The sequence below is a fragment of the Streptomyces sp. Tue6028 genome (assembly GCF_002300165.1).
Classification (GTDB): domain Bacteria; phylum Actinomycetota; class Actinomycetes; order Streptomycetales; family Streptomycetaceae; genus Streptomyces; species Streptomyces siamensis.
On sequence record NZ_MLCE01000006.1, the window covers coordinates 16,561 to 29,176 of the forward strand.

At 71.1% G+C, this 12,616-nt stretch carries 9 protein-coding genes; 2 read left to right on the plus strand and 7 right to left on the minus strand.

Annotated features, from left to right (window positions below; all coding sequences use genetic code 11):
* Positions 1–3 precede the first annotated feature (3 nt).
* Positions 4–1,524: a glycerol kinase GlpK gene (gene glpK, locus BKI49_RS04780; protein WP_095932939.1), complete on the plus strand. Its 1,521-nt coding sequence runs from the start codon at positions 4–6 to the stop codon at positions 1,522–1,524.
* Positions 1,525–1,662: 138 nt separating this feature from the next.
* On the opposite strand, the gene BKI49_RS04785 is transcribed toward glpK, so the two are convergent.
* Genes BKI49_RS04785 through BKI49_RS04805 form a run of 5 tightly spaced genes read right to left on the minus strand, consistent with a single transcriptional unit; the run spans position 1,663 to position 9,777 of the window.
* Positions 1,663–2,268: a GTP-binding protein gene (locus BKI49_RS04785; RefSeq protein ID WP_095932940.1), complete on the minus strand. Its 606-nt coding sequence runs from the start codon at positions 2,266–2,268 to the stop codon at positions 1,663–1,665.
* A complete protein-coding gene (locus BKI49_RS04790) occupies positions 2,249–5,926 on the minus strand; it encodes a hydantoinase B/oxoprolinase family protein (RefSeq protein ID WP_095932941.1) in 3,678 nt (1,225 codons plus the stop codon). Before BKI49_RS04790 ends, BKI49_RS04785 begins: the two co-directional genes overlap by 20 nt.
* A gap of 24 nt (positions 5,927–5,950) precedes the next feature.
* Complete coding sequence (locus tag BKI49_RS04795; RefSeq protein WP_095932942.1) at positions 5,951–6,346, minus strand: DUF742 domain-containing protein; 396 nt, start codon at positions 6,344–6,346, stop codon at positions 5,951–5,953.
* A gap of 9 nt (positions 6,347–6,355) precedes the next feature.
* Positions 6,356–6,796: a roadblock/LC7 domain-containing protein gene (locus tag BKI49_RS04800; RefSeq protein ID WP_095932943.1), complete on the minus strand. Its 441-nt coding sequence runs from the start codon at positions 6,794–6,796 to the stop codon at positions 6,356–6,358.
* The gene (locus tag BKI49_RS04805) at positions 6,793–9,777 is read right to left on the minus strand and encodes a nitrate- and nitrite sensing domain-containing protein (protein WP_095933137.1); all 2,985 of its coding nucleotides are present in this window, start codon (positions 9,775–9,777) and stop codon (positions 6,793–6,795) included. The genes BKI49_RS04800 and BKI49_RS04805 overlap by 4 nt, the downstream gene beginning before the upstream one ends.
* A gap of 420 nt (positions 9,778–10,197) precedes the next feature.
* On the opposite strand from BKI49_RS04805, the gene BKI49_RS04810 reads away from it, so the two are divergent.
* Positions 10,198–10,725: a hypothetical protein gene (locus BKI49_RS04810; protein WP_095933138.1), complete on the plus strand. Its 528-nt coding sequence runs from the start codon at positions 10,198–10,200 to the stop codon at positions 10,723–10,725.
* A gap of 190 nt (positions 10,726–10,915) precedes the next feature.
* Here BKI49_RS04810 and BKI49_RS04815 read toward each other — a convergent pair whose 3' ends face one another.
* Positions 10,916–12,124 (minus strand): NAD(P)/FAD-dependent oxidoreductase, encoded by a 1,209-nt coding sequence (locus BKI49_RS04815; protein WP_179332336.1) that lies wholly within the window; start codon positions 12,122–12,124, stop codon positions 10,916–10,918.
* A 34-nt stretch (positions 12,125–12,158) separates the two neighbouring features.
* Positions 12,159–12,479 carry a bifunctional 3-phenylpropionate/cinnamic acid dioxygenase ferredoxin subunit gene (locus tag BKI49_RS04820; RefSeq protein ID WP_095932944.1) on the minus strand — a complete coding sequence of 107 codons (321 nt, stop codon included), beginning with the start codon at positions 12,477–12,479 and terminating at the stop codon, positions 12,159–12,161.
* Positions 12,480–12,616: the final 137 nt, after the last annotated feature.

Below are 12,616 nucleotides of genomic sequence, written 5' to 3' on the forward strand. Positions count from 1 at the left end.
GTCATGACGGACCATGCCGAGAAGTACGTCGCGGCAATCGACCAAGGCACCACCTCGAGCCGCTGCATCATCTTCAATCAGGCCGGCGCGATCGTCGCCGTCGACCAGCGCGAACACCGCCAGATCTTCCCCAAGCCGGGCTGGGTGGAGCACGACGCCACGGAGATCTGGTCCAAGGTGCAGGCCGTGGTGGCCGGCGCGATCGCCAAGGCCGGACTGCGGGCCGACCAGCTGAGCGCGCTCGGCATCACCAACCAGCGCGAGACGACGGTCCTCTGGGACCGGGCCACGGGCAAGCCCGTCCACAACGCGATCGTCTGGCAGGACACCCGTACGTCCGCGCTCTGCAACGAGCTGGGCGGCACGGACGGACAGGACCGCTTCCGCGAGCAGACCGGACTCCCGCTGGCCAGCTACTTCTCGGGCCCCAAGGCGGCCTGGCTGCTGGACAACGTGCCAGGACTGCGGGCGCGGGCCGAGCGCGGTGAGATCGCCTTCGGCACGATCGACTCCTGGCTGATCTGGAATCTGACCGGCGGCACGGACGGCGGACAGCACGTCACCGACGTGACCAACGCCGGGCGCACCATGCTCATGAACCTGGACACGCTCCAGTGGGACTCGTCCATCCTGTCCGCCATGAACGTCCCCGAGGCGGTCCTCCCGGAGATCAGGTCCTCGTCCGAGGTGTACGGCAGTGCCGTGGGCCAGCTCTCCGGCGTGCCGGTCGCCTCCGCACTGGGCGACCAGCAGGCCGCGATCTTCGGGCAGGCCTGCTACGACGTCGGCACGGCGAAGAACACGTACGGAACCGGCAGCTTCCTGCTGCTCAACACCGGCAACCGGCCCGTCCCGTCGAAGAACGGGCTGCTGACGACGATGGGGTACAAGATCGGCACGGAGGCGCCGGTCTACTGCCTCGAAGGGTCCATCGCGATCACGGGCGCCCTGGTGCAGTGGTTCCGCGACCAGCTCGGCATCATCCGCAACGCCGACGAGATCGAGACGCTGGCGGCGAGTGTCGAGGACAACGGCGGCGCGTACATCGTGCCCGCCTTCTCCGGCCTGTTCGCCCCCTATTGGCGCTCCGACGCACGCGGTGTCGTCACCGGGCTCACGCGGTACGTCACCAAGGCGCACCTCGCCCGCGCGGTGCTGGAGGCGACCAGCTGGCAGACCCGCGAGGTCGTGGACGCCATGTACCAGGACTCCGGGGTGCAGATCACCACTCTCAAGGTCGACGGCGGCATGACCAAGAACCAGCTGCTGATGCAGCATCAGGCGGATGTGCTGGGCGTGCCGGTGATCCGCCCGAAGGTCTCCGAGACGACCTGCCTGGGCGCGGCCTACGCGGCCGGGCTCGCCACAGGGGTGTGGAACGACCTGGACGAGCTGAAGTCGCACTGGCAGAAGGACGTCGAGTGGACTCCCTCCATGGAGGCCTCGGTGCGCGACCGCGAGTACCACAACTGGCGCAAGGCGGTGGAGAAGAGCTTCGGCTGGCACGAGGACGACGTCAGCTGAACAGGGTTCACGCGCGCGTGCCTCTCGGACGCTCCACGCGCGCGTGCTCGACTGCGGCCCGTACCCCGGTCGGCGAGGGTACGGGCCGTACCCGTGCGCGGATCGCGGCGGCGAGAGCCGGGGCCGGTCCGCGTGCCGTCAGGTCGCGACGGTCTCGCGGCGGTCGGCGGCGTAGGCCATCGCGTGCTGGACGACCGAGATGAGGACTTCCTTGACGGATTCGCGGTCGCGCGCGTCGCACAGGACGACCGGCACTCCGGGGTCGAGGTCGAGTGCCTGGCGGACGTCGTCGGTGGGATACCGTGCGGCGTCGTCGAAGCAGTTGACGCCGACGACGAAGGGTATGGAACGCCGTTCGAAGTAGTCGACGGCGGCGAAGCAGTCCTCCAGCCGGCGGGTGTCCGCGAGGACGACGGCGCCGAGCGCGCCGGTGGCGAGCTCGTCCCACAGGAACCAGAAGCGGTCCTGGCCGGGTGTCCCGAAGAGGTACAGCACCAGGTCCTCGCGGAGCGTGATGCGGCCGAAGTCCATCGCGACGGTGGTGGTGTGCTTGCCTTCCACGCCACTGGTGTCGTCGACCGGCCGGCCCGCCTCCGTGAGGAGTTCCTCGGTGCGCAGCGGCTTGATCTCACTGACCGCGCCGACGAGAGTCGTCTTGCCCACGCCGAAGCCGCCCGCCACCAGGATCTTGAGCGTGACGGGCTCGACCGGAGGCTTGCCGCGCTCAGAACGCCCGAAGATCATCGATCTTTTCTCCTGCTTCATCATGGTCGCGCGGTGGAGGACCGTAGCCTCCGCCGCCGGGGGTTTCGATGACGAGTACGTCGCCGGGGCCGACGTCCGCCGAATCACTTCCGCCAAGTTCGGTGACCGTGCCGTCGGCACGTTCGACCCGATTGGCACCGAGGGCTCCCGGTTCGCCGCCCGCCATGCCGTAGGGGGCGACCCTGCGGTGCTGGGAGAGCGTCGAGACCGTCATGGGCTCCAGGAAGCGCAGGCGGCGCACACCGCCGTCCCCGCCCCGCCAGCGCCCCGCGCCACCGCTGCCGCGCCGGACCGCGAACTCGTCGAGCCGGACCGGAAGTCGCCACTCCAGGACCTCGGGGTCCGTCAGCCGCGAGTTGGTCATGTGGGTCTGCACGACGGGGGCGCCGGGGAAGCCGTCGCCCGCGCCCGACCCGGAGGCCACGGTCTCGTAGTACTGGTGGTGCTCGTTGCCGAACGTCACGTTGTTCATGGTTCCGGAGCCCTCGGCCTGGACCCCCAGAGCGGCGTAGAGCGCGCCGGTGATCGCCTGGGACGTCTCCACGTTGCCCGCGACGACGGCGGCCGGGGGCTCGGGGGCGAGCATCGAGCCGGGCGGCACGACGATGTCCAGGGGCCGCAGGCAGCCGTCGTTGAGCGGGATGTCGTCGGCCACCAGGGTGCGGAAGACGTACAGGACGGCGGCGTTGACCACCGAGAAGGGCGCGTTGAAGTTCGTGGTGAGCTGTGCCGAGGTGCCGGTGAAGTCCACCGTGGCGGTGCGTTGTTCCCGCTGCACGGACACGCGGACGCGGATGACGGCACCGGAGTCGGTCTCGTATCCGAACTCGCCGTCCTCCAGGGCGTCGATGACGCGGCGCACCGCCTCCTCGGCGTTGTCCTGGACGTGCTTCATGTAGGCCTGCACGACGTCGAGCCCGAAGTTCGTGATCATGCGGCCGACTTCGTCGACGCCTTTCTGGTTGGCGGCGATCTGGGCGCGCAGGTCGGCGAGGTTGGTCTTCGGGTTGCGTGAGGGGTAGCGCGCGCCGGTGAGCAGGTCCAGGGTCTCGGCCTCGCGGAAGCGGCCGTCCTCGGCGAGCAGCCAGTTGTCGAAGAGGATGCCCTCCTCCTCGATGGTGCGGCTGTCGGCGGGCATGGAGCCGGGCGCGATGCCGCCGATCTCGGCGTGGTGACCGCGGGAGGCGACGTAGAAGAGGATCCGCTCACCCTCCGTGTCGAAGACCGGGGTGATCACGGTGACGTCGGGGAGGTGGGTGCCGCCGTGGTACGGGTCGTTGACGGCGTACGTGTCGCCCGGCCGCATGCTGTCGCCGCGCCGCCGGATGACCTCCTTCACGCTGGTGCCCATGGATCCCAGGTGGACGGGGATGTGCGGGGCGTTGGCGACGAGGCTGCCGTCGGGGTCGAAGAGGGCACAGGAGAAGTCCAGGCGCTCCTTGATGTTGACGGACTGGGCGGTGGACTCCAGGCGGGCGCCCATCTGTTCGGCGATGGACATGAAGAGGTTGTTGAAGACCTCGAGGAGGACGGGGTCCGCTTCCGTGCCGAGATCGGAACTCTGCGTGACCGCCACCCGTTCCATGACCAGATGCCCGTCGTCCGTCGCCGCGGCCCGCCAGCCGTCGTCGACGACGGTCGTCGCGCTGGCCTCGGTGATGATCGCGGGTCCGGTCACGGCCTCGCCGGGCGGCAGTTCCTCACGGCGGTGCAGGGGCACGTCGTGCCAGGCTCCGCCCGTGTGCAGGCTGACCGACTCGGGCGCGGGGGCGGGGCTGTGCGGTGCGGAGCGCCCGGCGAAGGGGGCGAGCGCGGACAGATCGGGGGGTTCGGTGAGACCGGTGGCTTCCACGGAGAGGGCTTCGACGACGACCGGGCGGTCGAGGGTGAAGGAGTAGGTGGCGCGATGACGTTCCTCGAAGGCTTCGATCATGGTGTCGGGCTCGGTGAGCTCGACGGTGAGGACCGTGTCGGTGCCGTCGTAGCGGAGTTGGGCGCGGCGGGTGACCCGGATGCGGTCCTCGGGCACGTCCTCGGCGAGCAGTTCGGAGCGGGCGGCGCTCTCCAGGTCGTCGGCGGTCTTCTGGATGCCCGGCATCGAGGAGGCTTCCACGGGTGCCTCCACGGACTGTTCGCGCATGGCCGTGGTGTCGGCGAGTCCGATGCCGAGGGCGGACAGGACGCCGGCCATGGGCGGGACGAGGACGGTGCGGATGCCCAGCGAGTCGGCGACCATGCACGCGTGCTGGCCGCCCGCGCCGCCGAAGGTGGTGAGCGCGTAGCGGGTGACGTCGTGGCCCTTCTGGACCGAGATCCGCTTGACCGCGTTGGCGATGTTGGCCACGGCGATCTGGAGGTAGCCCTCGGCGACCTGCTCGGGGGTGCGGTCGTCGCCGGTCCTGTCGCGGATCTCGCCGGCGAGCGCGGCGAACCGCTCGCGGACCAGTGCGTCGTCGAGGGGCTGGTCGCCGTCCGGTCCGAACACCGTGGGGAAGTGCGCGGGCTGGATCCGCCCGAGCGCGACGTTGGCGTCCGTGACGGTGAGCGGGCCACCGGCCCGGTAGCAGGCGGGGCCCGGGTCGGCACCCGCCGAGTCGGGGCCCACCCGGTAGCGGGAGCCGTCGAAGTGGAGGACCGAGCCGCCGCCGGCGGCGACGGTGTGGATGTCGAGCATGGGCGCGCGCAGCCGGACCCCGGCGATCTGGGTGGTGAAGACGCGCTCGTACTCCCCCGCGAAGTGCGAGACGTCGGTGGAGGTGCCGCCCATGTCGAAGCCGATCACGCGGTCGAAGCCGGCGAGCTGCGACATCCGGGCCATGCCGACGATGCCACCCGCGGGCCCGGACAGGATGGCGTCCTTGCCGCGGAACTGTCCGGCTTCGGCGAGCCCTCCGTTGGACTGCATGAACATCAGCCGGACGCCCTGGAGCTCGTCGGCGACATGCTGGACGTAGCGCCGCAGGACCGGCGAGAGGTAGGCGTCGACGACCGCCGTGTCCCCGCGCGGGACGACCCTCATCAAGGGGCTGACCTCGCTGGAGAGCGAGATCTGTGGGAAGCCGGTGCGGGCCGCCAGCTCACCGACCGCCTGCTCGTGGGCGGGGTGGAGGTGGCTGTGCATGCAGACGACGGCGACGGCCCGGATGCCGGAGTCGTAGGCCTCCTGGAGGGGGCCGGCGAGCGCGTCCAGGTCGGGGGCGCGCAGGACCGTGCCGTCCGCGGCGATCCGCTCGTCGACCTCGACGACCCTCTCGTAGAGAAGCTCGGGCAGCTCGATGGCGCGGGCGAAGATGCGGGGGCGGTTCTGGTAGGCGATCCGCAGGGCGTCGCGGAAACCGCGTGTGATCACCAGGAGGGTGCGTTCGCCCTTGCGTTCCAGGAGGGCGTTGGTGGCGACGGTGGTTCCCATGCGGACGGCGTCGATGTGCGGGCCCGTGGCGCCGTGGCCGTCGCGGTCACGGTCGCCGTCGTCGCGGTCGCCGTCGAGGAGCTCATGGACGCCGGCGACGGCCGCGTCCGCGTATCTCGCCGCATTCTCGGAGAGCAGTTTGTGCGTGAGCAGGCGGCCGTCCGGGCGTCGCGCGACGATGTCGGTGAAGGTGCCGCCCCGGTCGACCCAGAATTGCCAGCCTGTCACGTCTGTTCCCCGCTTCCGCCCTGCTCAGAGCGCCCGGAGGCCGTTGATCACGTCGCGCAGAATACTCTCGTCCGGCAGCTCTGCGGGCGGTACGGGACGTGTCACGTGGACCATTTCCTCGTCCACGAGGTCCCCGATGAGGACCCGTACCACTCCGATCGGCAGGTCGAGTTCGGCGGCGAGCTCGGCGACCGACTGCGGGGCGTCGCGGCAGAGTTCCACGATGTCCACGTGCTCAGGGGACAGCGTGTGGTCCGCTTCGGGGTCGTCGGCGTGAGGTTCCGTGACGACCACCGCGATCAGATCGAGGCGGTGCTGGGCCGGACTGGTGGTGCGGCCACGCGTCATGGCGTACGGACGGACCACCGGTCCGGCTTCGTCGTCGAACCAGTGGCGTGTTCCCTGACCGTCTCCGCTCATGTCATCCCACTACCCGCCCGAGGGCAGATCGGTGCGCGGAGTGGCGGCCAGATGCACGCCCACCCGCTTCACGAGGAGCGTCATCTCGTACGCGACCTGCCCGACGTCCGAGTCGGCGTCGGCGAGCACGGCGAGGCAGCTGCCGTCACCGGCCGCCGTGACGAACAGGAAGGCCTCGTCGAGCTCGACGACGGTCTGGCGAACGCTGCCCGCCTCGAAGTGGCGGCCGACGCCCTTGGCGAGGCTGTGGAAGCCGGAGGCGACCGCGGCCAGGTGCTCGCTGTCCTCCCGGGTGAGGTCCTTGGAGACCCCGGTGGGCAGGCCGTCGCCGGAGAGCACGATCGCCTTGCGGATGCTGGCGACGCGGTCCACCAGCTCGTCGAGCAGCCAGTTCAGCTCGCCGGATGCCGTGCCGGTCTCGGTGGGCCCTGCGGCCTTCGGTGCGGTCATCGACCGTCCCCCTTTGTCGTTCCTCTTGCTGAGCCGTCCTGGGCGTCGTCGCCCACGGCGTTCTCCTCGCGGCCGCGCTGCCAGCCCCGCTGGAGCGAGGCCATCCGGTTGCGTACCTCGTCGGCGTCGCGCTCGGCGACGTCCGGACCCGTGCCGGTGCCGGTCCGGTCACGCTCGGCGCGCCGGTCGGGTCCTGCTTTCAACTGTGGGGCCAGATTCGCCTGGCGGACGCGGCGGGGCAGGCGCGCCGCGCCCGCTTCCGCCTCGCCGGTGGAGGCCTCGGAGGGCGCGGCGGTCCCGGAGCCTGCCGTGGTCCCGCCGGTGTCCGCCGGCGTGGCGCCGCGGCGGGTGCGTCTCGGGAGGGCCGGGGCCTCCCCGGAGCCGGGGGTACCGGGAAGGCCCGGTGTCCCCCGCAGGCTCGCGGACTCCCGGAGGCCGGACGCGTCACGCAGCCCGGGGGCCTCGCGAAGGCCGGGGCCCTCCGACCGCTCGCCGCCACGCCGCATCGAGGCCTCGGAGCGCTCGCCGCGCCGCGTGGGCAGCGGCATCCCGCCGTCCAGCTCCCTCGCGCGCCGTTGCGACGGCTCCCGGTTCCCGGCCGACTCCCGGCTCGATACGGGCTCCGTGTACGGCACCGGCGCGAAGCTGTCGTCGGGCTCGTCCGTCTCGTCGCGCCGGGACCTCGTCCGGGTCACCGGACGGCCGTGCGAGCTGACGAGCTTGGGAGCTCCGCGCCGCGGCAGCGGGACGGCGGGGGCGCCGGGACGGTCCTCGCTCACGAGCGCGGGCTCGTCCTCACCGTCGCGCTCCTGCTCTTCCTCGCCGACCGGTACGCCCGCGATGGAGCGACGTGGCCGGAACAGACCGCCCCGCTCGCTGTCCTCGTCGTCGAGGGCGCCGGGGAAGCCGGTGAGGGTGTCCAGGTCGACGGGTGCGTCCAGCTCGACCGGGCCGTCCAGGATCGAGGCGGGCAGGCCGGGAAGACGCACCGGCGCCTCGGAGAGCGCCGCCTTGCGGCTCTCCTCCACCTCGGCCTCCTTCGAGGGGAGCGCCCGGTCGAGCCTGAATCCGATGCCGTTGGTGTCCGGGACGTCGTCGGTGAGGAGCATGTCGGGAATGAACACGACAGCGGTGGTTCCGCCGTACGGGGACGGCTGAAGGGAGACGCGCACGTTCTGGCGCTGGGCCAGTCGGCTGACCACGAAGAGACCGAGCCGGTCGGTGTCGGAGAGCTCGAACTCGGGCGTCTCGGCGAGCCGCAGGTTGGCGTCGAGGAGAGCCTCGGCGGCCATGCCGAGACCACGGTCGTGGATCTCCAGGGTGAAGCCGTTGGCGACGCGTTCGCCCACGACGTGGACGGCCGTGTGCGGGGGCGAGAACACCGTCGCGTTCTCGAGGAGTTCGGCCACGAGGTGGGTGACGTCGGCGACCGCGGGACCGGTGACGGCGACGCGCGGCAGGCGGCGCACCTCGATGCGCTCGTAGTCCTCGACCTCGGCGACGGCGGCACGGACGATGTCCATGAGCTGGACGGGTTTGCGCCACTGCCGGGAGGGTGCGGCGCCGGAGAGGATGACCAGGCCCTCCGCGTGACGGCGCATGCGCGTGGTCAGGTGGTCGAGGCGGAACAGGTCGGCCAGTTCGTCGGTGTCCTCGGTCCGGCGCTCCATGGTGTCGAGGAGCGTGAGCTGCTTGTGGAGCAGCACCTGGCTGCGGCGCGCGAGGTTGACGAACACCTCGGAGACGCCGTCACGCAGTTCGGACTGCTTGACGGCGGCCTCGACGGCGGCGCGCTGGAGGGTGTTGAGGGCCTGACCGACTTCGCCCATCTCGTTCTTGTCGTATTCCAGCCGCGGCACTTCGGTCTCGACGTCGACCTCTTCGCCGGCGGAGAGCCTGCGCATGACGCTGGGCAGGCGGACGCCGGAGGCCTCGTGCGCCTCCAGTCGCAGTCGGCGCAGGTCGCGGATGAGGCTCCGGCCGATGCGCACGGACATGACGAGCGACACCAGCACCGCGATGAGCCCGACGACACCCGCGACGACCGCCTTGACGATCACGCCCATCGCCACGGGCCCGACCCGGTCCTGGTAGCGGTCGCCCGCCTGGTCGTCCATGTCACCGAGATCGTCGAGGACGTGTCGGGCCGCCCCGTCCCAGCTCTTCGCCGTGACGCCGCGCGGCGAACCGTCGGTGGCGGTGACGACCGACTGTTCGGCCACTCGCAGGGGCGCCGTGTCGGCGTTCTTCCAGTAGCGCTGGAAGCGTTCACGCTCCGAGGACGGCAGCAGCGGCAGGCTGGTGTCGTACAGCAAAGTGCGCTGGGCCACGAGGTCGGAGATGTCGCGGGCCTCGTCGCGGGTCAGCCGGCCCACGACCAGGGCGGAACCGAGCAGGGCGTCCTCGCGGGAGAGCAGCTCACGGGCGCGGTCCACATTGACGAGGGCGCGGCCCTGCTTGTCCATCTCCACGTTGTCGAGCACGTGCAGGTTGGCCAGCAGGACGTAACAGGGGTCGACGAGACGGTTGTAGAGGTCGAGGGCCTGGGACCGGTTGACGGTGCCCTCCTCGACACTGCGGCGCAGCGAGTCGATACCGCCGACGGCGTCGAGGAGCGAGGTGAGGCGCTCGGTGGTGCCTCCGCCCATCTCGTCGCGCAGGTCCCCGTCCTTGGAGTTCTTGCGGACCTTCGCCACGACCCGGTCGGTGGCGGTCCGGCTGCGCTTGAGGGCGGCGAGCGCGTCCGAGGCGCGGGGATCGGCCAAGTAGACGAGTGTCTGTCTGCGTTCCTGCTGGAGGACGCGGACGGCGTCCTCCGTGGGGAAGCCGATCTTCTCCACGACATCGGCCACGTTGAACAGCTGCTTGGCGGCGCGGCCGGTGAGTACGGTCGCAAAGCCCCAGATCGCTGTCAGGGAAACCAGCGGCACGAGGAGCAGCGCCACGATCTTCCGGCGGATGGACTTCCCGCGAAAGCGCATGGCCTCCCCCAGCTCGACCCCCTCCCGGGGGTACACATGTGCGTCAACAAACGGCGTGAGCCTACTACCGACGCACAGGTAACTCGAAGACCCGTCCGGGTGCAGCCCGCGCGGGTCGGGAACGAGACATGGGCAGTTGTCCGTTCATTGCGGGAGATCGCCTCCCCCAATCCGGCACTTGGGGCCGGATCCCATCGGAGCGGTGAAGTTGGTCAGTTGGCCGGAAATCTTCGCTCCTTGGGAATCTTCGGGACACGTCGTTCGTCTGTCTGTACGGGAAATGGGGGCGGAATCGGTCACAGGGGCCGCATGCCGCGCTCAGGCGGCGTAAAAGAGCGCAAGCCGGGCAGCCAACTGGGGAGCGGGTGTCGCGTGACACCTGTGCGAGGAGCCTGCTGGGCGGTGGGGAGTGACGAGTTGATGGGCACGGCGGAGCGGAGCGGGACGCTCGGGGAGGGCGTTGTGACGCCCGAGGCGGCGCAACTGGCCGTCCAGGCACCGGATCACGACATTCCGACGGATGAGTACGAGGTGCGCGGGCGCGAAGCCCCCTCGCACTACCGGCCGTTGTGGATCGAGGAGCCCGCGCGCAGGCGGCGGTTGCCCGACCCGGTGCGCACTGCGGCGGTGCGGGCCGTCCTGATCATCGCCGTGACCCTGATACAGGCGGTGGTGGCCTTCTTGTGCACCCTCGCGGGGTCCTGGCTGGCGTTCCCCATGGTCCTCAGCAGCATCGCCGGCACCGTCGTGGCCACGTGGGCGGCGCTCGACGTCTGGGTGACCCGCCAGGTGTGGAACCAGCGCAACGGAGTGGTGTCGGTGCCGAGCAGCACCGCGCGGGCCCTGCGCCGGGAGCGACGCAAGGCCAGGCGGCAGGCGCGGGCGACGGAGCGGTCGCAGGAGCGCATACGCCGGCGCGGGAGCGCCGGGCAGCTGTCGCACTCCTAGCGCGACGGTATGTGCGACCGCAGGCAGAGGGTGGGCCTGTGACCGAGCGGTCCCCGTCACCGGTACACCCGGGACGGAGCCGTCCATCGCAGGCCCACCCGTCCGCCACAAGCACACCTGAGACGGAGCGGTCCGCCACAAGCACACCCGGAACGGAGCTTCCCGTCACCGGTGCCTCGACGGCACCGCTTCAGAGGCGGGCCGTCGGCGCGACCAGCAGTTCACTTCGGGCCAGTTCGCGGCGGACCCGTGTGAACGGACGGGGGCGGTCCACGGAGAGCACGGCCGTCGTCCGGCCGTCGCGTTCGTAGAGGGCGAGGAATCCACCCTCGGCGGGCCCGTCCTCCTCGATCCCGCCCTCGACGATCCGGACGGTGTCCGAGTCGTGCCGGCGCCCCGCGAACTGGATCCGCGCCCCGTACTGGTCGGACCAGAAGTAGGGCAGGGACCGACCGGTGGCGACGGTGCGTCCGGCCAGCAGGTTGCGTACGGCGACCCGGGGTTGCTCGGTGGCGGAGGTCCAGTGCTCGGCGCGGGTGCCGCCGACACGGGCGACGTCACCGACGGCGACCACCTGCGGCAGCGCGGTCGCACAGCCGTCGTCGCACAGCACTCCGTCGTGCAGGGCGAGGGTCGAGCCGGCGAGCCAGCCGGTGTTCGGTGTGGCGCCGATGCCCACGATCACGACGTCGGCGTCCAGCACCCGGCCGTCGGACAGCCGGACACCGGTGACAGCGGGCAGCGACGTACCACCTCCTCCGCTCCCGCGGAGGCCGGCGACACCGGTGCCGGTGACCAGGGCGACGCCACCGCGGAGGTGCAGTGCGGCGCACACGGCGGCCATGCGGGGGCCGAGTTGGGGGACGAGGGGCAGTGCCGCCGCCTCGACGACGGTGACGTCGTGGCCGAGAGCGGCGCACGAGGAGGCCGTCTCGGCGCCGATGAAGCCTCCGCCGATGACGACGATCCGGCGGGGGCCCCGGGTGAGTTCCGCGCGCAGGGCGCGGGCGTCGTCGAGGGTACGCAGCGTGTGCACCCCGGCGAGATCGTCGCCTGCCAGGCGGCGGGCGCAGGCACCGGTGGCGATGACCACGCCGTCCGTGGAGATGGTGCGGCCGCCGTCGAGGAGGACGGTGCGACCCCGGGCGTCGAGGCCGCGGGCCCGAACGCCGAGGTGCCACTCGGCGTCGAGTTCCGTGCTCTCCTCGGCATCGGAGAGGGCGAGTTGGGCTTCGTCGGCGCGGCCGGCGAGGAAGTCCTTGGACAGGGGCGGACGGTCGTACGGGCGGTGCCGCTCGTCGCCGATGATCACGAGCCGTCCGTCGAAGCCCTGGGCCCGCAGCTCGCGGGCCGCGTACAGGCCGGCGAGGGAGGCGCCGACGACGGTCACGGTCCTCATGCGACCCGCGCCGCGTCGCGTACGGTCACGGCGTTCATGCGGCAGTGCCCTCCTCGGCGGCAAGGTGGACGTGGATCATTCCGTCGTCGACGGTGACGCGGTGGGTACGGACCGGGCGTCGCGCGGGAAGGCAGGTCGGCAGGCCGGTGCGGAGATCGAATGAGGCCGCGTGCAGCGGGCACTCGACGAGGCAGCCCTCGAGCCAGCCCTCGGAGAGCGACGCGTCCTGATGCGTGCAGGTGTCGTCGATGGCGTACAGCTCGCCCTCGGCGTGGAACACGGCGACGGGCGGTGTGGTGTCGACTCGTACGGATTCGCCCTCGGGGAGGTCTTCAAGGCGACAGACGGGAATCATGGGCCCCCCTCTCGGTCCGGACGGATTCGTCCAGGACCTCTCAGGTCCAGGTCGTCGGGAACCTTCCGGGTTCCGGACGCTTCGGTAACATGATGTTTCGTATGGCGCACGAGGGAGCGCTATGCGCAACAGAATCC